The 25,637-nt window shown below is 70.9% G+C and carries 29 protein-coding genes; 11 read left to right on the top strand and 18 right to left on the bottom strand.

What is annotated here, in order from left to right; all coding sequences use genetic code 11:
* Positions 1–5 precede the first annotated feature (5 nt).
* Positions 6–857, top strand: a complete 852-nt coding sequence (purU, locus tag P6166_RS00480; protein ID WP_277762578.1) for a formyltetrahydrofolate deformylase — start codon at positions 6–8, stop codon at positions 855–857.
* Here purU and pncA read toward each other — a convergent pair whose 3' ends face one another.
* The 5 genes from pncA to ilvD form a co-directional block, all read right to left on the bottom strand.
* Positions 858–1,484, bottom strand: coding sequence for a bifunctional nicotinamidase/pyrazinamidase (gene pncA / locus P6166_RS00475; protein WP_277762577.1), 627 nt, complete (start codon positions 1,482–1,484; stop codon positions 858–860). It lies immediately after the preceding gene.
* 105 nt (positions 1,485–1,589) lie between these two features.
* Positions 1,590–2,036, bottom strand: coding sequence for a low affinity iron permease family protein (locus tag P6166_RS00470; protein WP_277762576.1), 447 nt, complete (start codon positions 2,034–2,036; stop codon positions 1,590–1,592).
* An 87-nt stretch (positions 2,037–2,123) separates the two neighbouring features.
* Positions 2,124–2,294 (bottom strand): hypothetical protein, encoded by a 171-nt coding sequence (locus tag P6166_RS00465; RefSeq protein ID WP_277762575.1) that lies wholly within the window; start codon positions 2,292–2,294, stop codon positions 2,124–2,126.
* A gap of 90 nt (positions 2,295–2,384) precedes the next feature.
* Positions 2,385–2,852, bottom strand: coding sequence for a hypothetical protein (locus tag P6166_RS00460; RefSeq protein ID WP_277762574.1), 468 nt, complete (start codon positions 2,850–2,852; stop codon positions 2,385–2,387).
* Complete coding sequence (gene ilvD / locus P6166_RS00455) at positions 2,849–4,687, bottom strand: dihydroxy-acid dehydratase (protein WP_277762831.1); 1,839 nt, start codon at positions 4,685–4,687, stop codon at positions 2,849–2,851. The genes P6166_RS00460 and ilvD overlap by 4 nt, the downstream gene beginning before the upstream one ends.
* A 114-nt stretch (positions 4,688–4,801) precedes the next feature.
* On the opposite strand from ilvD, the gene P6166_RS00450 reads away from it, so the two are divergent.
* Positions 4,802–5,068: a YkgJ family cysteine cluster protein gene (locus P6166_RS00450; protein WP_277762573.1), complete on the top strand. Its 267-nt coding sequence runs from the start codon at positions 4,802–4,804 to the stop codon at positions 5,066–5,068.
* A gap of 20 nt (positions 5,069–5,088) precedes the next feature.
* Here the strand turns inward: P6166_RS00450 and P6166_RS00445 are convergent, their stop codons facing one another.
* The 3 genes from P6166_RS00445 to P6166_RS00435 all read right to left on the bottom strand — a co-directional run bounded on the left by P6166_RS00445 (position 5,089) and on the right by P6166_RS00435 (position 8,577).
* Positions 5,089–5,628: a gamma carbonic anhydrase family protein gene (locus P6166_RS00445; RefSeq protein WP_277762572.1), complete on the bottom strand. Its 540-nt coding sequence runs from the start codon at positions 5,626–5,628 to the stop codon at positions 5,089–5,091.
* On the bottom strand, positions 5,625–7,514 hold the full coding sequence (mnmG, locus tag P6166_RS00440) for a tRNA uridine-5-carboxymethylaminomethyl(34) synthesis enzyme MnmG (protein WP_277762571.1): 1,890 nt from the start codon (positions 7,512–7,514) through the stop codon (positions 5,625–5,627). The genes P6166_RS00445 and mnmG overlap by 4 nt, the downstream gene beginning before the upstream one ends.
* 568 nt (positions 7,515–8,082) lie before the next feature.
* Positions 8,083–8,577, bottom strand: coding sequence for a hypothetical protein (locus tag P6166_RS00435; protein WP_277762570.1), 495 nt, complete (start codon positions 8,575–8,577; stop codon positions 8,083–8,085).
* Positions 8,578–8,745: 168 nt separating this feature from the next.
* On the opposite strand from P6166_RS00435, the gene P6166_RS00430 reads away from it, so the two are divergent.
* Genes P6166_RS00430 through P6166_RS00420 form a run of 3 tightly spaced genes read left to right on the top strand, consistent with a single transcriptional unit; the run spans position 8,746 to position 10,762 of the window.
* The gene (locus P6166_RS00430) at positions 8,746–9,702 is read left to right on the top strand and encodes a pyridoxal-phosphate dependent enzyme (RefSeq protein ID WP_277762569.1); all 957 of its coding nucleotides are present in this window, start codon (positions 8,746–8,748) and stop codon (positions 9,700–9,702) included.
* On the top strand, positions 9,693–10,301 hold the full coding sequence (locus P6166_RS00425) for a YdcF family protein (protein ID WP_277762568.1): 609 nt from the start codon (positions 9,693–9,695) through the stop codon (positions 10,299–10,301). Before P6166_RS00430 ends, P6166_RS00425 begins: the two co-directional genes overlap by 10 nt.
* Positions 10,302–10,351: 50 nt before the next feature.
* Positions 10,352–10,762 carry a ketosteroid isomerase-related protein gene (locus P6166_RS00420; protein ID WP_277762567.1) on the top strand — a complete coding sequence of 137 codons (411 nt, stop codon included), beginning with the start codon at positions 10,352–10,354 and terminating at the stop codon, positions 10,760–10,762.
* Positions 10,763–10,822: 60 nt separating this feature from the next.
* Here the strand turns inward: P6166_RS00420 and lpxO are convergent, their stop codons facing one another.
* The 6 genes from lpxO to bioB form a co-directional block, all read right to left on the bottom strand.
* Entirely contained in the window at positions 10,823–11,728 is a 906-nt protein-coding gene (gene lpxO / locus P6166_RS00415) for a lipid A hydroxylase LpxO (RefSeq protein WP_277762566.1), read from the bottom strand.
* Positions 11,729–11,811: 83 nt separating this feature from the next.
* Positions 11,812–12,708, bottom strand: a complete 897-nt coding sequence (bioC, locus tag P6166_RS00410; RefSeq protein ID WP_277762565.1) for a malonyl-ACP O-methyltransferase BioC — start codon at positions 12,706–12,708, stop codon at positions 11,812–11,814.
* Positions 12,709–12,764: 56 nt separating this feature from the next.
* Positions 12,765–13,547 carry an SDR family oxidoreductase gene (locus P6166_RS00405; RefSeq protein WP_277762564.1) on the bottom strand — a complete coding sequence of 261 codons (783 nt, stop codon included), beginning with the start codon at positions 13,545–13,547 and terminating at the stop codon, positions 12,765–12,767.
* 55 nt (positions 13,548–13,602) lie between these two features.
* A complete protein-coding gene (gene bioH / locus P6166_RS00400) occupies positions 13,603–14,364 on the bottom strand; it encodes a pimeloyl-ACP methyl ester esterase BioH (protein ID WP_277762563.1) in 762 nt (253 codons plus the stop codon).
* Between the two features lie 16 nt (positions 14,365–14,380).
* Positions 14,381–15,592, bottom strand: coding sequence for an 8-amino-7-oxononanoate synthase (gene bioF, locus P6166_RS00395; protein ID WP_277762562.1), 1,212 nt, complete (start codon positions 15,590–15,592; stop codon positions 14,381–14,383).
* Between the two features lie 118 nt (positions 15,593–15,710).
* Positions 15,711–16,745 carry a biotin synthase BioB gene (gene bioB / locus P6166_RS00390; protein WP_277762561.1) on the bottom strand — a complete coding sequence of 345 codons (1,035 nt, stop codon included), beginning with the start codon at positions 16,743–16,745 and terminating at the stop codon, positions 15,711–15,713.
* Positions 16,746–16,955: 210 nt separating this feature from the next.
* On the opposite strand from bioB, the gene P6166_RS00385 reads away from it, so the two are divergent.
* Positions 16,956–17,312 carry a hypothetical protein gene (locus tag P6166_RS00385; RefSeq protein WP_277762560.1) on the top strand — a complete coding sequence of 119 codons (357 nt, stop codon included), beginning with the start codon at positions 16,956–16,958 and terminating at the stop codon, positions 17,310–17,312.
* A gap of 6 nt (positions 17,313–17,318) precedes the next feature.
* Here P6166_RS00385 and P6166_RS00380 read toward each other — a convergent pair whose 3' ends face one another.
* Positions 17,319–18,233 (bottom strand): AraC family transcriptional regulator, encoded by a 915-nt coding sequence (locus P6166_RS00380; protein ID WP_277762559.1) that lies wholly within the window; start codon positions 18,231–18,233, stop codon positions 17,319–17,321.
* 118 nt (positions 18,234–18,351) lie between these two features.
* Between P6166_RS00380 and P6166_RS00375 the strand changes: the two genes are divergently transcribed.
* A complete protein-coding gene (locus tag P6166_RS00375) occupies positions 18,352–19,209 on the top strand; it encodes an oxidoreductase (protein ID WP_277762558.1) in 858 nt (285 codons plus the stop codon).
* Between the two features lie 3 nt (positions 19,210–19,212).
* Here the strand turns inward: P6166_RS00375 and P6166_RS00370 are convergent, their stop codons facing one another.
* Positions 19,213–19,374 carry a LytTR family transcriptional regulator DNA-binding domain-containing protein gene (locus P6166_RS00370; RefSeq protein WP_277762557.1) on the bottom strand — a complete coding sequence of 54 codons (162 nt, stop codon included), beginning with the start codon at positions 19,372–19,374 and terminating at the stop codon, positions 19,213–19,215.
* Between the two features lie 406 nt (positions 19,375–19,780).
* On the opposite strand from P6166_RS00370, the gene P6166_RS00365 reads away from it, so the two are divergent.
* On the top strand, positions 19,781–20,254 hold the full coding sequence (locus P6166_RS00365) for a hypothetical protein (protein WP_277762556.1): 474 nt from the start codon (positions 19,781–19,783) through the stop codon (positions 20,252–20,254).
* 22 nt (positions 20,255–20,276) lie between these two features.
* On the opposite strand, the gene P6166_RS00360 is transcribed toward P6166_RS00365, so the two are convergent.
* The gene (locus tag P6166_RS00360) at positions 20,277–21,173 is read right to left on the bottom strand and encodes a TolB-like protein (RefSeq protein WP_277762555.1); all 897 of its coding nucleotides are present in this window, start codon (positions 21,171–21,173) and stop codon (positions 20,277–20,279) included.
* Positions 21,174–21,224: 51 nt separating this feature from the next.
* Here P6166_RS00360 and aroE point away from each other — a divergent pair, with 51 nt between their 5' ends.
* The 3 genes from aroE to dinG are packed head-to-tail and all read left to right on the top strand — an operon-like array spanning position 21,225 to position 24,606.
* A complete protein-coding gene (gene aroE, locus P6166_RS00355) occupies positions 21,225–22,073 on the top strand; it encodes a shikimate dehydrogenase (RefSeq protein ID WP_277762554.1) in 849 nt (282 codons plus the stop codon).
* Positions 22,074–22,076: 3 nt separating this feature from the next.
* Entirely contained in the window at positions 22,077–22,424 is a 348-nt protein-coding gene (locus P6166_RS00350; RefSeq protein WP_277762553.1) for a hypothetical protein, read from the top strand.
* Positions 22,425–22,470: 46 nt separating this feature from the next.
* Positions 22,471–24,606 (top strand): ATP-dependent DNA helicase DinG, encoded by a 2,136-nt coding sequence (gene dinG, locus P6166_RS00345; RefSeq protein ID WP_277762552.1) that lies wholly within the window; start codon positions 22,471–22,473, stop codon positions 24,604–24,606.
* A 140-nt stretch (positions 24,607–24,746) separates the two neighbouring features.
* On the opposite strand, the gene P6166_RS00340 is transcribed toward dinG, so the two are convergent.
* Positions 24,747–25,607, bottom strand: coding sequence for an SDR family oxidoreductase (locus tag P6166_RS00340; RefSeq protein WP_277762551.1), 861 nt, complete (start codon positions 25,605–25,607; stop codon positions 24,747–24,749).
* Positions 25,608–25,637 lie beyond the last annotated feature (30 nt).

Genomic DNA, 25,637 nt, shown 5'->3' with positions numbered 1-25,637 from the left:
GGCCGATGCGCCACGACTACATCCTCACCCTGTCCTGCCCGGACCGCACCGGCATCGTCTACCGCGTGACCGGCCTGCTGTTCGAGCTGGGCTGCAACATCCGCGATGCGCAGCAGTTCGGCGACGAGGACAGCGGGCGCTTCTTCCTGCGCGTGCACTTCGACAGCGATGCGGCGCTGGCGCAGGACCGCCTGCACGCGGCGATCGGCGTGCTCGCCACCGATTTCTCGATGGATTGGCAGCTGCACGATGCGCGCCGGCGCGCGCGCCTGCTGGTGCTGGTGAGCCGCCAGGGCCATTGCCTCAACGACCTGCTGTTCCGCGCGCACAGCCGGCAGCTGCCGGTGGACATCGCCGCGGTCGCCTCCAACCACGAAGACTTCGCGCCACTGGCCGCGTCCTACGGGGTGCCGTTCCACCACCTGCCGGTCAACGCGGGCAACCGCGCCGCGCAGGAAACGCAGCTGCAGGCGCTGGCCGCCGCCGAGCGCGTGGACCTGGTGGTGCTGGCGCGCTACATGCAGATCCTCTCGCCTGCCCTGTGCCTGGCCTGGGCGGGCCGCGCGATCAACATCCACCACAGCTTCCTGCCCAGCTTCAAGGGCGCGCAGCCGTATCACCAGGCGCACGCACGCGGGGTCAAGATCATCGGCGCCACTGCCCACTACGTGACGCCGGACCTGGACGAAGGCCCGATCATCGAGCAGGACGTCGCGCGCGTGGACCACGCGATGCGCCCGCCCGAACTGGTCCGGCTGGGCAGCGATGTCGAATCGTTGGTACTGGCGCGCGCGGTGCGTCGCCATGTCGAGCATCGCATCGTGCTCAACGGGCACCGCACGGTGGTGTTCCGCTGATCAGTCGATGCGGATGCCGGCTCGCGCCAGCGCGGTGCGCGTGGCCGTGTCGTTGCCCGCATCCACGGGGCGGGTGAGATCCCACAGGAAGCGCACGCGCAGGCCGGCGGCCGCCGCGTCCTGCGCGCTCCACAGCACGCAGTAGTCGCGTGCCAGGCCGCAGACGTGCACTTCGGCCACGCCGCGCTCGCGCAGCCAGCCGGCCAGGCCGGTCGCGGGGCGCTCGCCGCCCGGGCCGTGGTTCTCGCGGAACGCGCTGTAGGAATCCACCGCCGCGCGCGTGCCCTTGCGCAGGATCAGGTCGGCGCGGCTCCAGTCCACGCCCGGGTGAAGCGCCGCGCCGGGCGTGCCTTGCACGCAGTGGTCCGGCCACAGCGTCTGCGGGTGGCCGTGCAGCGATATCTGCTCGAACGCCGCGCGTCCCGGATACTGGCTGGCGAACGAGACATGCGTGGGGGGATGCCAGTCCTGCGTGGCCACCACGGTGGCATAGCGGCGCGCCTGCAGCAGGGCGGCAATCGGCGCGACGATCGCCTCGCCTTCCGCGCACGGCAACGCGCCACCGGGCATGAAGTCGGGCTGCAGGTCGATCACGAGCAGGGCGGTATCGGCGGGGAAGTGGGACATGAGGTTCACGGGGCAGGCACGTGGCAAGCCTACCCCGCTTGGCGCCACGGCAGGGGCATCGCGCGGCGCACGCGTCCATCCGCCGCAGGGGCGGCGCCCTCTTCGTCAGCCTCCCGGGGGCGGCTCGTCACGCTGCAATTCCTCGTCGCGGCAGGGCGAGGCAATGCTGCGGCCGCGTCCGTCGCGTTCGCGCGCCTTGGCCGCGAGCTGCTCGTAGCGATGGCGGATGCGCTCCAGCTGCTTCTCGTCCAGTTCCTCCATATTCAACAGGAGGTTGTCCGCGGCATGCGTGGCGCGGATCAATTCGTCCAGCTTCAGGTGCAGCGCCGCGGTATCGGCGTTTTGCGTGTGCTGGATCAGGAACACCATCAGGAAAGTGATGATCGTGGTGCCGGTATTGATCACCAGCTGCCAGGTGTCGTTGAAACCGAAGACAGGCCCGCTGATGCCCCAGACGACCACGATGCCCAGCGCCCCGGCGAACACCCAGGGCGAGCCTGCTGCGGTAGACGCCTTCTTGGCGAGCGAATTGAAAAGTTTGCGAATGCTCATGGCGATTTCACGTAGGCCGGCGACGCGCGGCCACTTCAATGTGGCCGCTGGCGGATCGAAACGGTGTCAACGCTGCCGCCCGGACATTCAGCCGGGAGGCGGCGTTTCGTAGTCGTCCGGATGAGCGTGGTCGCGGTCGCGCGGCTCGTCGGGCATGTCGTGGTCTTTCCAGCGCGCGGTGTCGGTGCGGTGCTGGTCGGGGGTGTGCGCCTTTTCCTGGTCGCTGGCCGGGCCTTCGGGTTTGCGGTCCGTGTTCATGGCCGTGCTCGCTGGGGAATGAGCATGCAGCATGGCCGCCGGCGCGCTAGCGGCGCGTGCAGCGGGGGTGAGGGAGGTGTCTGCCTGCGGCTAGGCGCTCGGGCGCTGTGCCCGATTGCGCTGGCGCTGGCGGATGTATTGCACGCGCCGCAACCGCAGCGCCGACCAGTCCGCGTCGATCGCCACCATTCGCACCGGCTCCAGGCCGAGCTGGCCCGCGCGGTCCCAGCCGCTGTCGCGGTTGAACTCACCGCGATACCGGCGCGAGGTCTGCTTCGGATACGCGATCCACAACACCGCATCGCCCGGGCAGTGGTCGGCCAGGGCTTGCAGGCGCTCATCGAGTTCGGCCTGGGTGATGGCAAACGCCAGGCCGAAACCCGCCTGGCCCTGCGCGCGTTCGCGCGGGGCCGGCGCGGGCCAGGGCGAGAACAGGTCGCGCACGTCGTCCGGCACGCCGAGCCACAGCGCCGGCGTGCCGGCGCGCAGGTTGAGCTTGCGCAACAGCGGGGCCAGCAAGGCCTGGCCGTCGTCCGGATCGGGCGCGGCCGGGCTCATCCGTCCAGCAGGGCGCGGTCGCGCACCGCCCCCTTGTCGGCGCTGGTGGCCAGCAGCGCATAGGCCTTCAGCGCCGTGGTGACCTTGCGCGCGCGCGGCGCGGCGGGCTTCCAGCCTTGCGCGTCCTGCTCCAGGCGGCGCGCGGCCAGCGTGGCGTCGTCCACGAGCAGGTTGATGGTGCGGTTCGGGATGTCGATGAGGATGCGGTCGCCGTCGCGCACCAGCCCGATCGCGCCGCCGGCGGCCGCCTCCGGCGAGGCGTGGCCGATCGACAGGCCCGAGGTGCCGCCGGAAAAGCGCCCGTCGGTGAGCAGGGCGCATTGCTTGCCCAGGCCTTTCGACTTCAGGTAGCTGGTGGGGTAGAGCATTTCCTGCATGCCCGGGCCACCCTTCGGGCCTTCGTAGCGGATGACCACCACGTCGCCGGCCACCACCTCGTCGGCGAGGATGCCCTTCACCGCGGCGTCCTGGCTCTCGTAGACGCGCGCGCTGCCCTCGAACACATGGATGGATTCGTCCACGCCGGCGGTCTTCACCACGCAGCCATCGACGGCGAGGTTGCCGTACAGCACGGCCAGCCCGCCCTCCTGCGAGTAAGCGTGGGGAACATCGCGGATGCAGCCTTCGCTGCGATCCAGGTCCAGCGACGGCCAGCGCGTGGCCTGGCTGAAGGCCGCCTGGGTGGGAATGCCCGCCGGCCCGGCGCGGTAGAAGGTGTGCAGCGCTTCGTCGTCGCGGTCGGACACGCTCCACTGCGCGATGGCCTCGCCCAGGCGCTTGGCGTGCACGGTGGAGACATCGGTATGCAGCAGGCCGCCGCGCGCCAGCTCGGCCAGGATCGCCATGATGCCGCCGGCGCGGTGCACGTCCTCGATGTGGTACTTCTGCACGTTCGGCGCGACCTTGCACAGCTGTGGCACGCGCCGCGAAAGGCGGTCGATGTCGCGCAGCGTGAACGGCACCTCGGCCTCCTGCGCGGCGGCGAGCAGGTGCAGGATGGTGTTGGTCGAGCCGCCCATCGCGATATCCAGCGTCATCGCGTTTTCGAACGCCTCGAACGTGGCGATGCCACGCGGCAGTGCGCCTTCGTCTTCGTCGCCATACCAGCGGTGGCACAGTTCCACCGCCAGGCGGCCGGCGCGCTTGAACAGCTGCTCGCGGTCGGCATGCGTGGCCAGTGTGGTGCCGTTGCCCGGCAGCGACAGGCCCAGCGCTTCGGTGAGGCAGTTCATCGAGTTGGCGGTGAACATGCCCGAGCACGAACCGCAGGTCGGGCATGCGCTGCGCTCGTACTCGGCGACCTTCTCGTCCGACGCGCTGGCGTCGGCGGCGATCACCATCGCATCGACCAGGTCCAGCCCGTGCGGCGCCAGCTTGGTCTTGCCGGCTTCCATCGGGCCGCCGGAAACGAACACGGTGGGAATGTTCAGGCGCAGCGCGGCCATCAGCATGCCCGGGGTGATCTTGTCGCAGTTGGAGATGCACACCAGCGCGTCGGCGCAGTGGGCATTGACCATGTACTCGACCGCGTCGGCGATGATCTCGCGGCTGGGCAGCGAATACAGCATGCCGTCGTGGCCCATCGCGATGCCGTCGTCCACGGCGATGGTGTTGAATTCCTTGGCCACGCCGCCGACCTGCTCGATCTCGCGGGCCACGAGCTGGCCGAGATCCTTGAGGTGGACGTGGCCGGGCACGAACTGGGTGAACGAATTGGCGATGGCGACGATCGGCTTGTGGAAGTCGTCGTCCTTCATGCCGGTGGCGCGCCACAGCGCGCGGGCGCCGGCCATGTTGCGGCCGGCGGTGGAAGTGCGGGAGCGATATTCGGGCATGCGGGCGGGGAAGGCTGGCGTGGTGCGGAATGCCATTCCCTTATACGGGATTCGCTTGGTTGCCACTGAAACCGTGGGCACGGGCGAGATGGCGGCAAGCGGTAGAATTCCCGCATGCGCGACTGCCTCTCCTGCCGCGATGGCTGCGGCGCCTGCTGCATCGCGCCGTCCATCACGTCCGCCCTGCCCGGGATGCCGCACGGCAAGCCGGCCGGCGTGCCGTGCGCACAGCTGGATGCGGACATGCGCTGCCGGGTATTCGGCCGGCCCGAGCGCCCGGGCTTCTGCGGCAGCCTGCGCCCGGCCGCGGACATGTGCGGCGGTTCGCGCGCGGAGGCGATGTCGCTGCTGGCGGCGCTGGAGCGCGCCACGCGGCCCTGAACGCGGGGCCCGCGCCGGCGTCATCCGGCCAGGTACTTGTCCTTCAGGCGCACGTAGTGATCGGCCGAGTAGCGCAGGCTCTCGATCTCCTTGTCGCTGAGCTTGCGCGCGAACCGCGCCGGATTGCCCAGCCACAGTTCCGCCTCGCCGACCTGCTTGCCCGGCCCGACCACCGCGCCCGCGCCGACGAAACCGTACTGGCCGACGCTGGCGCCATCGAGGATGCACGCGCCCATGCCGATCAGGCTGTAATCGCCGATGGTGCAGGCGTGGATGATGGTGCCGTGTCCGACGGTGACGCCTTCGCCGATCAGCGTCGGGTAGCCGCCCTTGTTGAACGGGCTGTGGTGGCTGACGTGGATGATGGTGCCGTCCTGGATGTTGCTGCGCGCGCCGATGCGCACGTAGTTCACGTCGCCACGGATCACCGTGCCCGGCCAGATCGAGACATCGTCGCCCAGCACCACGTCGCCGATCACCGTGCTGGCGGGATCGACGTAGACGCGCTCGCCGAGCACCGGCAGCTTGCCCTCGAAGGAGCGCAGCGGCGTGCCGCTCATGCCGCGCTCGCGCGCCGCGCGCGCTCCAGGTGCACCAGCAGCAGCGAGATCGCCGCCGGCGTCATGCCGGGGATGCGCTGCGCCTGGCCGATCGTCGCCGGGCGCACGCGCGCCAGCTTCTGCGTCACCTCGGCCGAGAGCCCGCGCACGCCGGCGTAATCGAAGTCTTCCGGAATGGCGGTGTTCTCGTGCCGCTGCTGGCGCTCGATCTCGCTGCGCTGGCGGTCGAGGTATCCGGCGTACTTCACGCCGATCTCCACCTGCTCGGCCACCTGCGCGTCGTCCACGCCCGGGCCCAGCGAGGGCACGCGCATCAGCGTGGCGTAGTCCAGCTCGGGCCGCTTGATCAGGTCCAGCACGTTGGTTTCGCGGCTCACCGCCACGCCCAACGCCTGCTCGACCTCGCGGCCCAGCGCATTGCCCGGCGTCGCCCACAGCGCCTGCAGGCGCTGGCGCTCGCGTTCCACCGCTTCCTGCTTGGCGCCGAAGCGCGCCCAGCGCGCCTCGCCGACCAGCCCGAGCTCGCGGCCCACCGGCGTGAGGCGCACATCGGCGTTGTCCTCGCGCAGTTGCAGGCGGTATTCGGCGCGGCTGGTGAACATGCGGTACGGCTCGGTGGTGCCGTGGGTGATGAGATCGTCGACCAGCACGCCGAGGTAGGCCTCATCGCGTCGCGGCGTCCATGCCGGCAGCTGGCGCACGCGACGCGCGGCATTGACGCCGGCCAGCAGGCCCTGGGCCGCCGCTTCCTCGTAGCCGGTGGTGCCGTTGATCTGGCCGGCGAAGAACAGGCCTTCGACCAGCTTGGTCTCCAGCGAGGGCTTCAGCCCGCGCGGGTCGAAGAAGTCATATTCGATGGCGTAGCCGGGCCGGGTGATGTGCGCGTGCGCGAAGCCGCGGATCGAGCGCACCAGCGCCAGCTGCACGTCGAACGGCAACGAGGTGGAAATGCCGTTGGGATAGATCTCCGCGACCTCCAGCCCTTCCGGCTCCACGAAGATCTGGTGGCTGTCCTTCTCGGCGAAGCGCACCACCTTGTCTTCGATGGAGGGGCAGTAGCGCGGGCCGATGCCCTCGATCTGCCCGCTGTACAGCGGCGAGCGGTGCAGCGCGCCGCGGATGATCTCGTGCGTCTGCTCGGTGGTGTGGGTGATCCAGCAGCTCACCTGGCGCGGATGTTCGTCCACCGTGCCGAGGAAGGACATCACCGGGCGCGGGTCGTCGCCGGGCTGTTCCTCCATCGCCGCGTAATCCAGCGTGCGGCCGTCGATGCGCGGCGGGGTGCCGGTCTTCAGCCGGTCCACGCCGAACGGCCGTTCGCGCAGGCGCGCGGCCAGCGTGGTCGCGGGCGGGTCGCCCATGCGGCCGGCCGCGTACTGGGTCGGGCCGACGTGGATCTTGCCCGCCAGGAAGGTGCCGGCGGTCAGCACCACCGCTTCGGCGTCGAAGCGCAGGCCGGTCTGGGTAATCACGCCGCGCACGGTGTCGCCCTCGATGACGAGGTCGTCCACCGCGGCCTGGAAGACGGTCAGCTGGTCCTGCGCCTCGACGATGCGGCGGATCGCGCTGCGGTACAGCGCGCGGTCGGCCTGGCAGCGCGTGGCGCGCACGGCCGGTCCCTTGGAGGCGTTGAGCGTGCGCCACTGAATGCCGGCCAGGTCGGCGGCGTGCGCCATCGCCCCGCCGAGGGCGTCGATCTCCTTGACCAGGTGGCCCTTGCCGATGCCGCCGATGGCCGGGTTGCAGCTCATCGCGCCCACGGTCTCGATGTTGTGGGTCAGCAGCAGGGTGCGCGCGCCGGTGCGGGCCGAGGCCAGCGCGGCTTCGGTGCCGGCGTGGCCGCCGCCGATCACGATCACGTCGTAGCGGTAGAAGGAGTCAGTCATCGCGGTGGGCCCCCTGGGGGCCGGCAGTATGGACGCGCCGAGGGTGGGGGCGCGTCGGGAAGAGGGCCGATTCTGTCGGCGAGGTCACATTTTACGAAAGCCGCCCTCAAGTTGGCACGCTTCCTGCGGATAACCCGATAGCACCCAATCGTGGCAATGCGACACAGGGGCGTAGGGCTGGAATTGGAACAGGGGCCAGCCAGGCGCACATTGGGGAAGCGCGGGGCCGGTAGTCGGGGGACTGCCGGCCCTTTTTTTGTCTCGCGTATCGCCTGAAAGCCGCACCGGCACAGGCACGCGCCCTTCCGAGCACCAAAAAACGAAGCCCCGGCGGGGGCCAGGGCTTCGCTGTGTTTGGCGCCGACGTCCGACAGGGCCGGAACAGGGGGGATCCAGATTTCCCTGTCGGACATCGACATTGAAACGGGCAGGTGCCGAAGGCTGGGTCAGAAAACGACGCGTTAGGTCACCCGTGGCCGTAGCTTGGGGCCTGCGCGAACGCTGCGCAAGCCCCCGGTCAGTGCAATTGTGCCGTTCGTCGCATTGAACCGATGAGGCCCTGAATCCCTCAGGGTTCAACCTGCTGCACATGCGGTGCGGTCTGCTTCGGCTGCGCCTGGCGGATGGACGGACGCGGCGCGCTCGGGCGCGGACCCGATGGACGCGGCGGCGGCATATCCGGGCGCGGCGGCCGATCCGGGCGGCCATCCGGTGGACGGGTCGGCGGCCGACCGTGGTTCGGCGGACGGCCATCGGGCGGACGGTGATCCGGCGGGCGGCCATCCGGCGGCCGGTGGCCCGGGCGCGGCGGCGGCCGGACGGGGCGGTAGTAACCGCCACCCCCGTAGTAGCCGCCACCGTAGTAATAGGGATAGCCGTAGCCGTACACACCCACACCGGTGCCGTAGTACGGATAGCCGTAGTTGTAGTAGCCCGCCGGATAGCGGTACTGGACGCTGGGCGTGCCCCGGTAGTAACCAGCGTTGCCGCCGGTGTAATCGTAAGTGGCACAGCCGGCCAGACCCGCCAGCGCCACGGCGGCGAACAACAGGCGGAGTTTCATCTTCGTTCTCGTCATAGGTGTACGAGACTACTCTCCTTGGGGCGGATTGAATCCGTCCTTAATTCCAACCGCCGCGGGCGTCGCGCGACGGCTGCCGTTGCGCTTTGTCGCAGCGGCGCAACGATGCGGTGCGATCGCCGTTCGGGGTGGATCAGTTAACCTTGCGGCATGAGCGCTCACCGCCTGGTCGATTACAACGCTGTTCTCCATGCTGCGGTCCGCATCGCCCCTTTCGCCGAGGTCACGCCGGTCCTGCGCTCGCGCACGCTGGATGCGCTGGCCGGCGCGCAGCTTTACTTCAAGGCCGAACACCTGCAGCGCGGCGGAGCCTTCAAGTTCCGCGGCGCCTGCAACGCGGTGTGGGCGCTGGAAGACGCCGCGGCCGCGCGCGGCGTGGTGACGCATTCCTCCGGCAACCATGGCGCGGCGTTGGCGCTGGCCGCGCGTACCCGCGGCATCGCCTGCCACGTGGTGGTGCCCGAAGGCGCGGTGGCGGCCAAGCTGGCCAACATCGCCCGCCACGGCGCCACGCTCTGGCGCTGCGCGCCGACCACCGCCGCGCGCGAGGCCATGTGCGCCGAAGTGCAGGCCTCGACCGGCGCCACGTTGGTGCATCCCTATACCGATGCGGCCGTGATCGCCGGCCAGGGCACCGCCACGCTGGAACTGCTGCGTAGCGCCGGGCCCCTGGACATGCTGGTGGTACCGGTCGGTGGTGGCGGGCTGGCCTCGGGTACGGCGCTGGCCTTGGCCGGCCAGGCGCCAGACTGCGCGCTGGTGCTGGCCGAACCGGCCGGCGCGGCCGACGCGGCGCGCTCGCTGGCCGCGGGGCGGCGCGATGTCGATTTCGTGCCGGATACGATCTGCGACGGCCTGCGCGCCGGCATCGGCGTGCCGAATTTCGAGCTGTTGCGGCAGGCCGGCGCCGAGGTCGTCACCGTGGCGGACCGCGAGGTCGTGGCGGCCATGCGCCTGGCCTGGGAGATCCTCAAGCAGGTGATCGAGCCGTCTTCGGCCACGGTGCTGGCGGCGGTCCTGCAGCAGCCGGCACGGTTTGCCGGCCGCCGCGTGGGCTTGGTGATCTCCGGCGGCAACGTGGACCTGGAGGCCCTGCCGTGGCGGTGAAGCGGCACGGGCTCGGCGGCTGGGGCTGGACGTGGCGCCTGCTGTGCGTGGTGCTGACGTGGCTGCTCGGGGTATCGGCCTGGATCATCTGGGTGGGCGACCGCGACCAGGCGGCACCGGCGGACGTGATCATCGTGCTGGGTGCGGCCGCCTACGACGCCAAGCCCTCGCCGGTATTCGAAGAGCGCATCCGCCACGGGCTGTCGCTGTACCGCGCCGGCTATGCGCCCAAGCTGATCTTCACCGGCGGTTTCGGCGGCACGGGCGCGCGCTTTTCCGAATCGCAGGTGGCACGGCGCTATGCGCTGCGCCACGGCGTGCCGGAGAAGGACATGTTGATCGAGACCGTCTCGCGCACCACCCGGCAGAACCTGGTGGAGGCGCGCACGTTGATGCAGCGCGAGGGCATGCATACCGCCATTATCGTCAGCGACCCGCTGCACATGGCGCGCGCCCTGCGGCTGTGCCGGGAACTGGGGATCGATGCACTGGCCTCCTCCACGCCGAGCACGCGGTTCCGCAGCTTCCATACGCGGTGGCGGTTCCTGTTGCAGGAACTGTATTTCTTCCATCGCGACCTGTTCCTGAGCGCGGCCTAGCGGCGTGCCTGCCGGCCGTATCATGGCCGCCCCACCTACCGGATTGGACCATGAGCCAGCAGGCCGCCCTCGAACTCGTGCAGCGCTATTACGACGCCTTCAACCGCGGCGACTGGAACGGGATGCTCGACTGCCTGACCGATGAGGTGGCGCACGATCTCAACCAGGGCGCGCGCGAGACGGGGCGCGCCGCGTTCGCGGCGTTTCTCGCCCGGATGGAAGCCAGCTACCACGAGCAGCTGCGCGATGTGGTGCTGATGGCGTCCGCCGATGGCGCACGCGCGGCGGCCGAGTATGTCGTGCATGGCCAGTACCACCATGACGACGAGGGATTGCCGAAGGCCCACGGCCAGCGCTACGTACTGCCGGGTGGCGCGTTCTTCGAGATCGCGCATGGCCGGATCGCGCGGGTGAGCAACTACTACAACCTGCAGGACTGGATCGCGCAGGTGAGTGGCTGAGTCCGGCGGGCCCGCGGGCGCACGGTGTGCGTTCGGCGCCCCGCCGCGAACGCGCCGCCCTCAGATCAGGATGACCGCCACCACCACCGCCGCGAAGATGCCCCACTTCAGCGCCTGGTACAGCGGGTTGTTGCGTTCCTTCAGTGCCTTGGCCTTCAGGCGCAGGACGTAGAAGTAGCGGAACAGGCGGTTGATGCCGCCGGTCTTGTCGCCGTCCTGGTTGGGCGAGGCACCCGCCGCCAGCAGCGTCTTGCCGACCATCCGGTTCACCGCCTGCGCCCAGCGCCAGCGCATCGGCCGCTCGATGTCGCAGAACAGGATGATGCGGTCCTGGTCGGTATCGTTGCGGGCGTGGTGGATGTAGGTCTCGTCGAACATCGTCCACTCGCCATCGCGCCAGCTGTGGCGCTGGCCATCGACCTCGATGAAGCAACGGTCGTCGTTCGGCGTGGCCAGGCCCAGGTGCAGGCGCATGGAGCCGGCGAACGGGTCGCGGTGCGGACGCAGTTCGCTGCCCGGCGGCAGCTCGGCGAACATCGCCGCCTTCACCGTCGGGATGGAGGCCAGCAGCGCGGTGGTCTGCGGGCACAGCTCGGCGGCCGAGGGATGCGCGGTGCCGTACCACTTCAAGTAGAAGCGCTTCCAGCCGCGGCGGAAGAACGAGTTGAAGCCGATGTCCGTGTAGCCATCGGCGGCGCGGATCTTCTGCATCTGCGCCAGGGCCACGGCCTCGTCGCGGATCGCCGGCCACTGCGCGCGCAGCGGCGCCAGCTCCGGAAATTCCTTGCCCGGGTCGATGAAGGGCGTGGTGGGCACGCGCGAGCACAGGTACATCAGCGCGTTGATCGGCGCCATGAAGGTCGAGTGGTCGAGCAACTGCCGGCTGAGGCGATGGCGTACCCGGCCGCGGTAATGGATATAGAGCGCCGACGCGACGAACAGCGCGATGAGGAACCACTTCAGCATGGGGGCCTTGGGGGAGGACGGTGCGGGCGCAATTCTACTCCCGGCCCCCGCGCCGGGCGGGCCGGGATTGTTCATCCCATGGGCTACTGCGGTTCGCGCGGCCGCCGGCGGATCGGGATCTGCGCCACCGGCACGGCGGCGATGTCGTGTCCGCGCTCGCGGATCGGCGCACCCGGGTCCGGTGCCCAGGCATGGGCGTAGATGACTTCCCAGGTGCTGGGCAGCTTGCCGTCCGGGCGGCGCATCGGCTCGTAGGCCGCGGCGGCGGCGGCAAAACGCTGCTTGCCGGTGAGCGTGTGGCGGCGCGCGCTGAGGGCGTTGGTCGCACCCATCGCGCGCAGTTCGCGCATCAGCGCCGGCAGGTCCGGGTAGGTCAGCGTGAAGGGGTCGCGGTCCAGTACCGGGTCGCGGAAGCCGGCCATCATCAGCGCATCGCCGAACTGCGCGATGGGCGGGAAGCGGCTGACGTGCGGCACCGCGCCGTCGGCCTGGGCGAAGGCTTCGCGCAGCTCGATGAGCGTGTCCGGGCCGAAGGTGGAGCACAGCAGCAGGCCGCCCGGCTTGAGCGCGCGGCGGAAACCGGCGAACACCGCCGGCAGGTCTTCCACCCACTGCAGGCACAGGTTGCTGAAGATCACGTCCACGCTGCCGTCGGCCAGCGGCAACGCGTGTGCGTCGCCGGCCAGGCGCTGGAACGGGCGCCACCAGCCGGCCTGCTTCTTCGCTTCCAGCAGCATCGGCACGGCCTGGTCCAGTGCGATGACCTGCGCCTTGGGCCAGCGCTTCTTCATCGCCGCGCTGGCGTGCCCGGTGCCCGCGCCCACGTCGAGCACGACCTGCGGCTGGCGGTCGTCGAGGTAATCCAGCGATTCGAGCAGGCGCCGGCCGACCTCCAGCTGCAGGGGCGAGGCGGCGTCGTAGCTGCCGGCGGCGCGCGAGAAGGCGCGGCGGACGTGTCGGGGGTCGAAGGAGGAATTCATGGACTGCGTATTGTCGCCGCGCCGGGCGCGGTGGGGAAACCCGCCGCGTTCAGCCGTTAGAACGTGCCGGGATAGGCCCCGCCGTCGATCAGCAGGTTCTGCCCCGTGATGTAGCCGGCCTGCGCGCCGCACAGGAAGGCGCAGGCGATGCCGAATTCCTCCGCGGTGCCGAAGCGCCCGGACGGCTGCGCGCGGCGGCGGGCATCGGCGATGTCCTCGACGCTGCGGCCCTGCGCCTGCGCGGCCAGGGCGAAGTTGCCGCGCAGGCGGTCGGTATCGAACGCGCCGGGCAGCAGGTTGTTGATCGTCACGTTGTCCGCCACGGTCTTGCGCGCGAGCCCGGCGACAAACCCGGTCAGGCCCGAGCGCGCGCCGTTGGACAGGCCGAGCACGTCGATCGGCGCCTTCACCGCGCTGGAGGTGATGTTGACGATGCGGCCGAAGCGGCGCGCCCGCATGCCATCCACCGTGGCGCGGATCAGCTCGATGGGCGTGAGCATGTTGGCGTCGAGCGCGGCGATCCAGTCCTCGCGGGTCCAGTCGCGGAAGTCGCCGGGCGGCGGGCCGCCGGCGTTGTTGACGAGGATATCGACCTGCGGGCACTGCGCCAGCGCGGCCTGCCGGCCCGCGGGCGTGGTGATGTCGGCGGCCACGGCGCGGACTTCGCCGGCGCCCGGCAGCGCACGCAAGCGGGCGGCGGCCGTTTCGAGCGCCTCGGCGCCACGCGCCACGATCACCACGTTGACGCCTTCGCGGGCCAGCGCCTGCGCGCAGCCATGGCCCAGCCCCTTGCTCGCGCCGCATACCAGCGCCCAGCGCCCCGCGATGCCCAGATCCATGTCGTGTGTCCCGTGCGAACAGGCCGACATCATCGGCCAGCGGCGCTGCCGGGCGTTAGTCCAGCGCGGATACGAAGCGTTCCAGCCGCTCGGCGACCTCGTCGGCAAGGCCGAGGAAAGGCGCGTGCCCGCCGCCCGGGAAGGTGTGGGCCTGGGCGCCGGCCGACAGCGCGGCGGCGGCGTGCATGCCGGCGGCCGGCACCAGCCGGTCGCGCTGGCCAGCCAGCCACAGGCTCGGCTGGGCGAGCGTGGCCAGTGCGCGGCGCAGGTCGGTACGCCGCAGCAGCGCCAATCCTTCCTGCAGTGCGCGCGGCGCGGGCTCGCCGCGTTCCACCAGCGCCTGCTTGAGCGTGCGCAATTCGCTGCGGGCGTGTTCCGAGCCCAGCGTGTCCAGGGCCAGGAAGCGGTCGAGCGTGCCGCGGTAGTCGCCGGCCAGGTCGCGGCCGAACTGCGCGAACACCTCGGTATCAACCGCGTGCGGCCAGTCGGGGCCATGCACGAAGCGTGGCGTGGCGGCGATCATCGCCAGCGCGCGCACCTGCGGCTGGGTGGCTGCGGCGTGCAGCGCGAACAGGCCGCCGAGCGACCAGCCCAGCCACACCGCCGGCGGCGTGGCCGCGGCGATCGCGCTGACCACGTGCGGCAGCGCCAGCGGCGTGTCGTCCTCGCGGCTGTGGCCGTGGCCCGGCAGGTCGACCAGGTGCAGGCGGAAGCGCGGCGCCAGCCGCGCCACCAGCGGCGCGAACACGCCGCCATGCAGCGCCCAGCCGTGGATCAGGACGAGGTCCGGCCCCTGGCCGACGGTATCGATGTGCATGCGGCGTTCCGGTGGATCAGGCGCGCAGGGCCGCCACGTGCTGCTGGCGCTGCACGATGTCGCGCGCGCGGGCGGTGGCATCGACCAGTTCCATCACCTGCTGCGGCGTGTGCAGTGCCGAGAGCGTGACGCGCAGGCGCGCCTTGCCTTCGGGCACCGTGGGCGGGCGGATCGCGCTGACCAGGAAGCCGGCGTTCTCCAGCGAGGCCGACATCGCCATCACCGTGGATTCGTCGCCGCACAGCAGCGGCTGGATCGGGGTATCGGAGGCCATCAGCTCCAGGCCATGCCGGCGCGCGCTGTCGCGGAACTGGCCGATGAGCGCGGTGAGCTTCTCGCGGCGCCAGTCGTCGCGTCGCGCCAGTTTGACGGCGGCCAGCGCGGCGGCCGCCTGCGCCGGCGGCATCGCGGTGGTGTAGATGTAGGGGCGCGCGGTCTCGGCCAGGTGCTGGATGAGCGTTTCCTCGCCCACCACCACCGCGCCATGGCCGCCGAGCGCCTTGCCCAGCGTGACCAGCTGCAGCGGCACTTCGCTCACGCCCAGCCCGGCATCGGCCGCGCAGCCGCGGCCTTGCGGGCCCACCACGCCCACGCCGTGCGCGTCGTCCACGTAGAGCACCGCTTCCTGCATGCGCGCCACCAGGCTCAGCGAGCGCAGCGGGGCGATGTCGCCATCCATGCTGAAGACGCCGTCGGTGACCAGCATCGCCGCGCCTTCCGGCGCGCTCTTGAACTGGCGCATCGCCCCTTCGGCATCCAGGTGCGGATAGCGGCGCAGGCGGCAGCCGGCCAGGCGGCTGGCATCCAGCAGGCTGGCGTGGTTGAGCCGGTCCTGCACGCAGAGGTCTTCCTCCTCGCTCAGCAGCGCCTGCTGCACGGCGAGGTTGGCGATGAAGCCGCTGCCGAACAGCAGGCCGCGCGGATAACCGAGCCAGTCGGCGACTTCGCGCTCGAGCGCTTCGTGCAGGGCGTGGTGGCCGGAGATCAAGTGCGAGGCGCCGGCACCGGCGCCTTCGCGCGAGGCGGCGTCCTGCAGCGCGGCGACGACCTCGAACTGCTGCGACAGGCCCAGGTAGTCATTGCTGCAGAAGCCGGTCAGCCAGCGGCCGTCGACCTCCACCCGCACGCCATCCCGGCGCGCGACGGTGCGGCGGACGCGGATGCGGCCCTGGGCGGAGCGCAGCTTGCGCAGCGCCTGGATGCGTTCGTGCAGGTCGGGTCGGGCCATGATCTTCCCTTCTGGCTGTCCGGGTCCGGGCCGGCTAGGTTAACCGCAGCCCGGGTCCGGCGGGGTGACATGGTCCGACGACCGGGCCGCCCGGGCGCCCGGGCGGCAGCGCGGAGGATCAGGCGGCCTGTTCGCAGCGGCCAGGGCAGGTGATGTCGGCGTGCACGGTGCCAGCGTGGTCGTGGTCGGCCGCATCCACCTCGATGGCCATCGGGCGCAGGCCCAGGCGCTCGAACAGCGCCAGGTCGCGCTCGGTATCCGGGTTGCCGGTGGTCAGCAGCTTTTCGCCGTAGAAGATGGAGTTCGCGCCGGCCATGAAGCACAGCGCCTGCAGTTCGTCGCTCATCGTCTCGCGGCCGGCCGACAGGCGCACCATAGAGCGCGGCATGGTGATGCGGGCCACGGCGATCATGCGCACGAACTCGAACGGGTCCAGCTGCGCGGTGCCGTGCAGCGGCGTGCCGGCGACCTGCACCAGGCGGTTGATCGGCACCGAATCCGGGTGCGCCGGCAGCGTGGCCAGCGCCAGCAGCAGGCCCACGCGGTGCTCGCGCGTTTCGCCCATGCCCACGATGCCGCCGCAGCAGGTCTTCAGCCCGGCATCGCGCACATGGCCCAGCGTATCCAGGCGGTCCTGGTACTGGCGGGTGTGGATGATCGAGTCGTAGAAGTCCGGCGAGGTGTCGAGGTTGTGGTTGTAGTAGTCCAGGCCAGCGTCCTTGAGCGCGCGCGCCTGCGAGGCATCGAGCATGCCCAGCGTGGCGCAGGTCTCCAGGCCGAGCGCCTTCACCTCGGCGATCATCGCCGCCACCTTCGGGATGTCGCGGTCCTTGGGCGAGCGCCAGGCCGCGCCCATGCAGAAGCGCGAGGCACCGGCGGCCTTGGCCTGGCGGGCGCGCGCAACGACGGCCTCGGTCTCCATCAGCTTCTGCGCCGACACGCCGGTGTCGTAGCGCTGGGCCTGCGGGCAGTAGGCACAGTCTTCCGGGCAGCCGCCGGTCTTCACCGAGAGCAGCGTGGAGACCTGCACCTCGGCCGGGTCGAAATGTTCGCGGTGCACGCTCGAGGCGCGGTGCAGCAGCTCGGGGAACGGCAGCGAGAACAGCGCGTGCAGCTCCTCGGCGCGCCAGTCGTGGCGGAGTTCGGCGGACATCGGCTTACCTGCGGTCGGCGGCGGGAAGCGGCGCAGTCTGGTGGGCCGGCTCAGGGCTGTCAACCGTACCCAGTGGTTTGGAGTTGACAGGGGGGCGCGCCGGATCGGTCACCCCTGCATAAGCTGATCGCCACAGGCCATTTCCGCGCCGTGCCCGTGTCTGGTGTCCTGATCACCCAGCTGCCACTTCCTCGGCGACGGTCACCGGCCATGCATGCCCTGTCCTTGAACGCGACACGCGCCTTCCTGGGTCAATGGAGCCGCCGCAAGGCGCTGGCGCTGCGCGCCGAACGCCGGCTGGCCCTGCTGGCCTGCGCGACGTTGCAATCCCACCTGGCGGAAGTGCGCGCGCTGCTGCGCTCGGGCGGCTCGCTGGCGTTGTCCGACGAACTGCGCGGTTATGCCAGCCGTTTCGAGGCCAAGGCGAGCAGCCTCCTGCGCGAGGTGCCCGGGCGGCATGACGGGGATCTGGCGAGCTGGCAAACGCTGCGCCTGCTGGCGCAACGCTTCAATCGCGACTACGACGACGCGCGGGCCGAACTCGTCGGCGAACCTCCAGACGCCTGAGCGCCGCTACCACGCCGGATAAGCCAACGCGCCCGACTCGGCACGCAGCTGTGCCACGTCGCGTGCCGGCGGCAAGCCGAACTGGCGCGCGTATTCCCGGCTGAACTGGGAAGGGCTGTTGTAGCCCACCGAGAAGCCCACGCTCGCCGCGTCGCTGCCTTCCATCAACAGGCGAGAGCGTGCTTCCTGCAGGCGGATGCGCTTCTGGTATTCGAGCGGCGTCATGCCGGTGACTGCCTTGAAGCCGCGGTGCAGGGAAGACTCGCTCAGCGCGGCCAGCCTGGCCAGTTCGGCGATACGCAGTGGCTCGTGGTAGTGCCGGCGTATCCACGCCGCCGCCCGCGCGATCTGCGCATTGATGCCACGGCCGCGCACCAGCGCGCGCACCACCGCGCCGTGCGGCCCGGTGAGCAGGCGGTAGTGAAGTTCGCGCGCGATGAGCGGCGCGAGCACCGGCGCCGATGCGGTGTCGTCGAGCAGCCGCATGGCGCGTACCGCCGCATCGAGCAGATCGTGCGCCACCGGCTGCAGGTCCACCATGCCCGAAGACGAAGCGGGGGGCGCCAGCTCGGGCAGCGTCAACACCAGCTCGGCCAGCAGCGACGTATCGAGCGCGAAGCCAACCGCCAGGTAAGGCGAGCGCGGGCTCGCCCGCACGATCTCGCTGGCGACCGGCGCGCTCATCGTCACGGCCAATGAATCGCCGCGACCGAATTGCAGCACGCGCTCGCCCATCACGATGCGTTTCACGCCCTGGCCGACCAGGCAGAACATCGGCTCGGCGACCACCGAGACCGCCGCGCTTGGCTGGTCCGCGCGCACCAGCATCGCACCCGGGAACGCGGCGAAATCGCCATGGCGAGCGTGGCGTCGGATCAGGTCGGACAGCTCGTCGAGGGCGAGCGCGGTGCGTGCATCCACGGCATCGGAGTCGGTGAGGGCTTGGCAGGATTGTGCAAGAACCTTCCGGAATCGGTCTACCGCGCCGCGCCGATGCGCGCCCAACATGGCCTCACCGTTTCCCACCTGGAGCAAGCCCATGTCCACCCACCTCCAAGATACCTCCACGCCCACCTGGTTCGTCACCGGCGCCAATCGCGGCCTGGGCGCGGCCATCGCCCGCGCGGCGTTGCAGGCGGGCTTCAACGTCGTCGCCGCCGCGCGCCATCCCGATTCGCTGGCGGCCCTGGCGAACGAACATGGCGAGCGCCTGCATGCCGTCGCGCTGGACGTGACCTCGCCCGAGCAGGCACGCCAGGCGGTAGACGAGGCGCTGGCGCGCTTTGGCCGCATCGACGTGCTGGTGAACAACGCCGGCTACGGGCAGCTCGGCCCCTTCGAGGAAATCGACGGCGCGGCCATCCGCGCGCAGTTCGACACCAATGTCTTCGGCCTGATGGAGGTCACCCGCGCGGTGTTGCCGACGATGCGCGCGCAGCGCGCGGGCCACATCTTCAACATGTCCTCGGTCGGCGGGCTGGCCGGTTTCGCCGGTGCGTCGGTGTACTGCGCGAGCAAGTTCGCCGTGCAGGGCTTCTCGGCCTCGCTGGCACCGGAGGTCGCGCCGTTCGGCATCCGCGTCACCAGCGTCTCGCCGGGCTTCTTCCGTACCGATTTCCTGGACAACCGCTCGGTGCGCTATGGCGAACACGCCGTGTCGGACTACGCCGATGCCTCCTCGGCGCTGCGCGCGCAATACGACGGCTATAGCCACCAGCAGGCCGGCGACCCGGACAAGCTGGCCGCGCTGCTGCTGGCGGTGGCGGCCGACCCGCGGCCGACCGTGCACGCCGTCGTGGGCGCCGATGCGATGGAGATCATCGGGCAGGAGCTGGCGCGCGTGCAGGGCGACATCGCCGCCTGGGCCGAGCGTTCGGCCGCCACCGCGCACGCCTGAGCGCTATTCGCCGCGCCCGGTGGTGACCAGGCGCATGAACAGCGCGTGCGGATACCGGCTCATGCGCAGCTGCTGGCCGGTATCCAGCGTGAGCACGTGGTGCCCGTTGAACCATGAATAGATTTCGCGTACGCGGCGCACGTTGACGATGGCCGAGCGGTGCACCCGCGCGAGCGGCGCGGGTCCAGCGGCGCGGCGAGCGCAGACCGAATTCCTCGGCCTGCCGCGCCGGCAGGCGCAGCCGCCACGCCACGCCGCGCGGGAAGGTCATGTCCAGGCGCGACTCGGCCGCATCGCCGCAGAGCTCGCGCAGGCGAAGCCGGGTGTTGGCCACGCCGATACCGTTGACCTCGTGTTCCGCATGCGGCGCCTGTGCGTCCAGCACGCTGTGCGGTGGCGCGCCTCGATGCGCTGCATGTCCTGCTCGCGCGTTACCTCGATCTCCACGCGGTCCCCACCGGCATGCCGGCCGATGCCGTGACGGATCGCGGTCTCCAGCGGCCGCAGCGCCAGGGCTGCCGGCAAGACCTGCGCTTGGCCTTCGCCGGTGGCCGCACGCTGAACTACGCGGATGTGGGTGTTTTCCGGCGGCGAGCCGACCGCGCAGGCCGGCCTGCCGGCAGCGATCGGCAGCGTCAAGGCCATGGGGTTCGAGGTAGGCCTGCACACAGGCGGCATGTACCCGGCGCGCCTGCGCCAGGTGCTGCCGCTGGTGGACTGGATAGGCCTGGACATCAAGGCGTTGCGTGGCGACTACGACGCGGTGACCGGCCGACGCGGCAGTGGCCGTGCGGTGGAGGTTTCGCTGCAGCAGGTGCTCGATAGGGGTGTCGCCTACGAGTGCCGCACCACCTGGTCGCCCGGGTTGTTCCCGCGCCAGGCGCTGTACGCGCTGGCCGAAGACCTCGCCGCGCGGGGCGTGACCCACTGGGCGTTGCAGCAGCGGCGCATACCGGGCGCGGTGTGGACGCCGCCGCTGCGAGAGGAAGTCGATCTCGCGAGGCTGGCTCGGGGGTTTAAGGTGTTCACCGTACGCGCGGCCTGAGGCGGAGCCGTGGCTGGATGGCTCAGCGCGCCATGCAGCGCTCGTCTCCCGTCACCGCCGGTGCCTTCATCCGGTAGAGGTCGAGCTTGCCGGCACGTGGCGCCTTCGCGCTTCCGCTCACCAGCAGCTCGCTGGGCTTGCTCGCATCCACCACGGGTCCCAGCGTGGTGCCCTGTTCGTCGTTGAAGGACAGCGGCAGCGGCTGCGGGTCGACATAGCGACCCTGCCGGCACTGCGCGATCCACAGCCGCACTGGCTTCGTGGCCGGATCTTCCGAGCGCGCGAACACGATCGCGCGGCCATCGCCCAGCCACGCGGCATCGAACTCGTCCTGGGCGCTGGCCAGCCCCGGCACCGGCCGCGGGTCCACGAAGGCCTGCCCGTCCCAGCGCGCGACGAACAGGTCGTGCCGCCCCGCGCCGCCATGGCCGTCGCTGGCAAACAGCAGCCGCTGTCCATCGGCCGAAACCGTCGGCGCCCATTCGTCGCCCCGCGTGTTCACGCCGGGGCCCAGGTTTTGCGCCGGGCCGAAGCCGCCATCGGCCAGCACCGCCGCGCGGTACAGGTCATCGCCGCCCTGGCCGCCCTTGCGGTTGGAGAAGAAGTACAGCCAGTGGCCGTCGGGGCTGAAGAACGGATCGAAATCGTTCGCCGGCGAATTGACCGGCACGGGGCGCGGGTCTTGCCAGCGGCCATCGCGCAGGCTCGCCTGCCACAGGTCCCAGCCGCCGACGCCGCCGGCGCGATCCGTACTGCCCCAGACGATGCGCTGGCCGTCCGGTGCCACGGTGCCGCGAACTTCGTTGGCCGGCGTGGAGACCACGCCCATGCCCTCGATCCCGAACTCCGACAGGCCCGAGGCCGAGGGCGCACAGAGTAGACTCGCGGCGAGCGCGAGCCCTGGCAGGCGGAAGCGCATGTCCGTTTCCCGAAGGCGAAGCGGCCCAGTCTAGCCAACCCGAGAGGCTCCATGTCCCCTTCCCGCTTCGCCGTGTTCGGCCACCCCGTCGCCCACTCGCTGTCGCCGCGCATCCACGCCGCGTTCGGGCGCCAGCTCGGCATCGCGCTGGAATACGTGGCGCTGGATGCCGCGCCTGCGCAGTTCGCGCAGGCACTGGCGCAGTTCGCCGCGCGCGGCGGGCAGGGGGCCAACGTCACCCTGCCGCTGAAGGAAGACGCCTACGCCCTGGCGGCCACCCGCAGCGAGCGCGCGGTGCGCGCTGGCGCGGTGAACACGCTGGTGCGTCGCGAGGACGGCTGGCACGGCGACAACACCGATGGCGCCGGGCTGGTACGCGACCTCACCGATCGCCACGGCCTGGACCTGCGCGGCCGCCGCGCGTTGCTGCTCGGCGCGGGCGGCGCGGCGCGTGGCGTGGCGCCCGCGCTGCTCGATGCGGGCGTGCGCGAGATGGTCATCGTCAACCGCAGCCCAACGCGCGCGGATGCGCTCGCCGACGCGCTCGGCGAGCCCGCGCGGGCCTACACCCGCTACTGGGACGACCTGCACGAACTCGGCGATTTCGAGCTGATCGTCAACGCCACCGCGGCCGGGCGCGGCGACCCGGCCGGCTTCACGCTGCCGCTCTCGCTGGTGGATAGCCTCACCGCGGCGGTGGACCTCAACTACGGCGAGGCGGCGATCGACTTCCTGGCCTGGGCGCGCGCGGCGCAGTGCCGCGACGTGGTGGACGGGCTCGGCATGCTGGTGGAGCAGGCTGCCGAGGCTTTCGAGCTGTGGCATGGCGCGCGCCCGCGAACGGACGACATCTACGCCGAGCTGCGCTCGCGCGACCGCGTGCTGGTGGGGGAGGACTGAGCCATGGCGATGGCGGCCCTGCTGGCCTTGCTCGACGCGCTGCTGTGGCGCCTGCCGATGTTCATCGCCATCGCGGTGGGCATGTCGCTGCTGCTGCGCGCGCGCGGCACGCCCTCCCGGCGCATGGGCTTGCTGGGCTTGGCGCTGTGCCTGGCCAGCGTGCTGGTCGATGCGCTGCTGGGCATGTTGCCCATGGCCTTGCTGAGCCAGGGCGCGGCAACTTCGCTGGTGCAGCTGGGGCCGATCATGCGCGGCGCCGGCGTGGTAGTGCACCTGTTGCTGGCCGCCGGGGTGCTGGTGCTGTGCTGGGCCCTGGCCCGCACCCCGCCGGCCGCGCCCACGCTCGACTGAACCGCCCGTCCCGCGCACTGCGACGCGGGCATGAGAAAATGCCCGCATGAATGACGAAGTGGCCGCACCGCCGGCGGACGCCGCGGCCAAGGCCGCCGGCCACCGCCAGCTCGACGAATCCCTCAAGGCAAGCATCCGCGACGCCTACGCCCGCTTGCAGGCGAACACCCCCGGCTTCACCACGCGCCGCGCGCAGAGCCGGATGATCGGCGTGGTGTCGCGTGCGCTGGCCACCTCCGGCGGCGTGGCCGTGGCCGAGGCGCCCACCGGCGTGGGCAAGAGCCTGGGCTACCTGACCGCCGGCGTGCCGATCGCGCTGGCGGCGAAGAAGACGCTGGTGATCAGCACCGGCACCGTGGCGCTGCAATCCCAGTTGGTGGAGCGCGACATCCCCGCGTTCCTCAAGGCGACCGGCCTGCAGGCGACGGTGGCGCTGGCCAAGGGCCGCACCCGCTACCTGTGCACGCGCAACGCCGCCGAGCTGCAGGGCGAGACCAGCCAGGATGCCTTGTTCGAGGATGCCCACGCGGTCTACGACCGGCCGCTGAGCCCGGCCGACACCGAGGTGGCGCGCCGGCTGGCCAACGCCTATGCGCAGCAGGCCTGGAATGGCGACCTGGACCAGGCGCCCGAGCCGGTATCGGTGCCGTTGCGCCTGCGCATCACCACGCCGGCGTCCGGTTGCGCCGGCCGCCGCTGCAGCTATGCCGCGCAATGCCCGGTGCTGCGCGCCCGCACCGACGTGCGCGAGGCGCAGATCGTGGTGACCAACCACGCGCTGCTGCTGTCCACCTTGCAACTGGGCGATGCGGAGAACGGCCAGCCGCTGATCGCCGCGCCCGCGGACATGCTGCTGGTGCTGGACGAAGGCCACCACGTGGCCGGCGTGGCGATCGACCAGGGCGCCGCGAACCTGCCGCTGGACGACATGGCCAAGCGCACCGGCCGCTTGCAGATCCTGATCGCCGCCGCCTACCGCGCGATCGACAAGGAGCGCATCGGCAACTTGGTGCCGAACGAGGCGGTGGAGCTGGCGGCCGATGTCGCCAAGCGGCTGAAGGCCTTCCACGGCGAGGTGAGCCGCACCTGGACGCCGGACCCCTCCGAGCGCGAGCCGATGTGGCGCGCGCCCAACGGCCAGCTGCCGCGGGCCTGGGGCCCGGCGATCGAGGAACTCGGCGAGCAGACCCGCGCGCTGTTCAACTGGGTGCATGCCGCGCATGGCCTGATCGCCAAGGGCAAGCCGGAGGACGCCGCGCGCGAGCGCCTGCAGCGCAGCTTCGGCCTGGCGCTGGAGATGATGGAGCAGCAGCACGCGTTGTGGACCGGTTGGCGCCGGGAAGACAAGGAAGGCCAGCCACCGATGGCGCGCTGGGTCACGCTTTCGCGCGAGGGCGACCTGATCTGCCATTGCTCGCCGGTATCGGCCGCGCACGTGCTGCGCTCGCTGCTGTGGAACGAGGTCGATTCGGTGGTGATGACTTCCGCCACGCTGACCGGTGGCGGCGATTTCCAGTCCTTCGCCATCGACACCGGCCTGCCGGAGCACGCCGAGAAGGTGTCGCTGGATTCGCCGTTCGACCTGTTCAACCAGGCCGAGCTGGTGGTGCCGAATTTCCCGGTGACGCCGGACGACCGCGAGGGGCACCCGAAGGAAGTGGCGCGCTACCTGGTACGCGAGCTGGACTGGGGCAAGGGCAGCATGGTGCTGTTCACCTCGCGCTGGAAGATGGAGAAGGTAGCCGACCTGTTGCCGATCACCCAGCGCAATCGCGTGCTGGTGCAGGGCGAGGGCAACAAGTCGCAGGTGATCGCCGAGCACTTGCGGCGCATCGCGGCGGGCGAGGGCTCGGTGCTGTTCGGGCTCAATTCGTTCGGCGAAGGCCTGGACCTGCCGGGCGAGGCCTGCACGACGGTGGTGATCACCCAGGTGCCGTTCGCGGTGCCGACCGATCCGCAAACCGCGACGCTGGGCGAATGGCTGGAAAGCCGCGGCCAGAATGCCTTCAACCTGATCGCGATCCCGCACGCGCTGCGCACGCTCACCCAGTTCGCCGGCCGCCTGATCCGGACCTCCAGTGACCATGGCCGGGTGATCATCCTCGACTCGCGCTTGCTGACGCGCCGCTATGGCCGGCGGATCATCGACGCGTTGCCGCCGTTCCGCCGCGTCATCGGCTGACGCGGCATCCCGGCGGCAGGACGTGGGCGTCAGGCGCCCAGAAACCTGCCGCCGCGCCCGCCTGTTGCAAGAGTGGCTTCAGCCGCGACCGCGGAACCGACGCGCCCGCGAAAGCCCTGCGCAGCGCAGGCCCACGGCCCTCAGCCTAACGCCTCTCGCAACGTCGTCTCCAACGACGTGGTCGGCCGCCCGATCAACCGCCCCAGCGTGCCGCTGTCATCGAACAACCCGCCCTTCGCGGCGCCGGCATCCGAATCGGCCAGCAGCGCGGCCACCGGCGGCGGCAGCCCGACCTGTTCGAGCAGCTGGCGATAGGCCGCCTCCGGCATGTCCTGATAACGCACCGGCTTGCCGGAGAGCCGCGACAACGTCGCCGCGTATTCCTCCAGCGTGAAGCTCGCATCGCCCGCCAGTTCGTAGACCTGCGCCGGTTGCGCGTGAGTGAGCACGATGGCTGCAGCGGCCGCGTAATCCGCGCGCGAGGCGGTGCTGAAGCGACCCTGGCCGGCGCTGCCCGCGCGCACGCCGCTTTCGACTTCGTGCTTCGCGCTGCCGGTCAGGTTTTCCGTGTACCAGCCATTGCGCAGCAGCGAATACGCCAGCCCGGCGTCGCGCAGCGCGGCCTCGGTGTCGCGATGCTCCTCGCCCAGGCCGAGCGGGCTCGTGTCGGCGTGCAGCAGGCTGGTGTAGGCCACGTAGGCGACGCCGGCGCGCTTGGCCGCGTCGATCGCCTGCCGGTGCTGCGCGCGGCGCTGGCCGACGGCATTGGAAGAGATCAGCAGCACGCGCTCGATGCCGGCGAAGGCCGCCCCCAGCGAGGCCGGGTCGGTGTAGTCGGCCTGGCGCACGCTGATGCCTTGGGCGGCGAAGTCGGCGGCCTTGGCGGGATCGCGGACGGCCACGGCGAGGTCGGCCGCGGGCACGCGCTTCAGCAGTTCGGCGATGACCAGGCGGCCGAGTTGGCCGGTGGCGGCGGTGACGAGATAGCGGGGGTTGGACATGGGAGTCTCCGGGAAGGTGTGGGAACGTCG

The organism is Stenotrophomonas sp. HITSZ_GD, assembly GCF_029543105.1.
Classification (GTDB): domain Bacteria; phylum Pseudomonadota; class Gammaproteobacteria; order Xanthomonadales; family Xanthomonadaceae; genus Stenotrophomonas_A.
This window is presented reverse-complemented; position numbering and strand designations above follow the sequence as displayed.

Excerpts from the sequence above, each read along its gene's own strand:
- purU (WP_277762578.1), top strand. The coding sequence starts at position 6 with ATGCGCCACGACTACATCCTCACCCTGTCCTGCCCGGACCGCACCGGC.
- pncA (WP_277762577.1), bottom strand. The coding sequence starts at position 1,484 with ATGTCCCACTTCCCCGCCGATACCGCCCTGCTCGTGATCGACCTGCAG.
- P6166_RS00470 (WP_277762576.1), bottom strand. The coding sequence starts at position 2,036 with ATGAGCATTCGCAAACTTTTCAATTCGCTCGCCAAGAAGGCGTCTACC.
- P6166_RS00465 (WP_277762575.1), bottom strand. The coding sequence starts at position 2,294 with ATGAACACGGACCGCAAACCCGAAGGCCCGGCCAGCGACCAGGAAAAG.
- P6166_RS00460 (WP_277762574.1), bottom strand. The coding sequence starts at position 2,852 with ATGAGCCCGGCCGCGCCCGATCCGGACGACGGCCAGGCCTTGCTGGCC.
- ilvD (WP_277762831.1), bottom strand. The coding sequence starts at position 4,687 with ATGCCCGAATATCGCTCCCGCACTTCCACCGCCGGCCGCAACATGGCC.
- P6166_RS00450 (WP_277762573.1), top strand. The coding sequence starts at position 4,802 with ATGCGCGACTGCCTCTCCTGCCGCGATGGCTGCGGCGCCTGCTGCATC.
- P6166_RS00445 (WP_277762572.1), bottom strand. The coding sequence starts at position 5,628 with ATGAGCGGCACGCCGCTGCGCTCCTTCGAGGGCAAGCTGCCGGTGCTC.
- mnmG (WP_277762571.1), bottom strand. The coding sequence starts at position 7,514 with ATGACTGACTCCTTCTACCGCTACGACGTGATCGTGATCGGCGGCGGC.
- P6166_RS00435 (WP_277762570.1), bottom strand. The coding sequence starts at position 8,577 with ATGAAACTCCGCCTGTTGTTCGCCGCCGTGGCGCTGGCGGGTCTGGCC.
- P6166_RS00430 (WP_277762569.1), top strand. The coding sequence starts at position 8,746 with ATGAGCGCTCACCGCCTGGTCGATTACAACGCTGTTCTCCATGCTGCG.
- P6166_RS00420 (WP_277762567.1), top strand. The coding sequence starts at position 10,352 with ATGAGCCAGCAGGCCGCCCTCGAACTCGTGCAGCGCTATTACGACGCC.
- lpxO (WP_277762566.1), bottom strand. The coding sequence starts at position 11,728 with ATGCTGAAGTGGTTCCTCATCGCGCTGTTCGTCGCGTCGGCGCTCTAT.
- bioC (WP_277762565.1), bottom strand. The coding sequence starts at position 12,708 with ATGAATTCCTCCTTCGACCCCCGACACGTCCGCCGCGCCTTCTCGCGC.
- P6166_RS00405 (WP_277762564.1), bottom strand. The coding sequence starts at position 13,547 with ATGGATCTGGGCATCGCGGGGCGCTGGGCGCTGGTATGCGGCGCGAGC.
- bioH (WP_277762563.1), bottom strand. The coding sequence starts at position 14,364 with ATGCACATCGATACCGTCGGCCAGGGGCCGGACCTCGTCCTGATCCAC.
- bioF (WP_277762562.1), bottom strand. The coding sequence starts at position 15,592 with ATGGCCCGACCCGACCTGCACGAACGCATCCAGGCGCTGCGCAAGCTG.
- bioB (WP_277762561.1), bottom strand. The coding sequence starts at position 16,745 with ATGTCCGCCGAACTCCGCCACGACTGGCGCGCCGAGGAGCTGCACGCG.
- P6166_RS00385 (WP_277762560.1), top strand. The coding sequence starts at position 16,956 with ATGCATGCCCTGTCCTTGAACGCGACACGCGCCTTCCTGGGTCAATGG.
- P6166_RS00375 (WP_277762558.1), top strand. The coding sequence starts at position 18,352 with ATGTCCACCCACCTCCAAGATACCTCCACGCCCACCTGGTTCGTCACC.
- P6166_RS00365 (WP_277762556.1), top strand. The coding sequence starts at position 19,781 with ATGTGGGTGTTTTCCGGCGGCGAGCCGACCGCGCAGGCCGGCCTGCCG.
- P6166_RS00360 (WP_277762555.1), bottom strand. The coding sequence starts at position 21,173 with ATGCGCTTCCGCCTGCCAGGGCTCGCGCTCGCCGCGAGTCTACTCTGT.
- aroE (WP_277762554.1), top strand. The coding sequence starts at position 21,225 with ATGTCCCCTTCCCGCTTCGCCGTGTTCGGCCACCCCGTCGCCCACTCG.
- P6166_RS00350 (WP_277762553.1), top strand. The coding sequence starts at position 22,077 with ATGGCGATGGCGGCCCTGCTGGCCTTGCTCGACGCGCTGCTGTGGCGC.
- dinG (WP_277762552.1), top strand. The coding sequence starts at position 22,471 with ATGAATGACGAAGTGGCCGCACCGCCGGCGGACGCCGCGGCCAAGGCC.
- P6166_RS00340 (WP_277762551.1), bottom strand. The coding sequence starts at position 25,607 with ATGTCCAACCCCCGCTATCTCGTCACCGCCGCCACCGGCCAACTCGGC.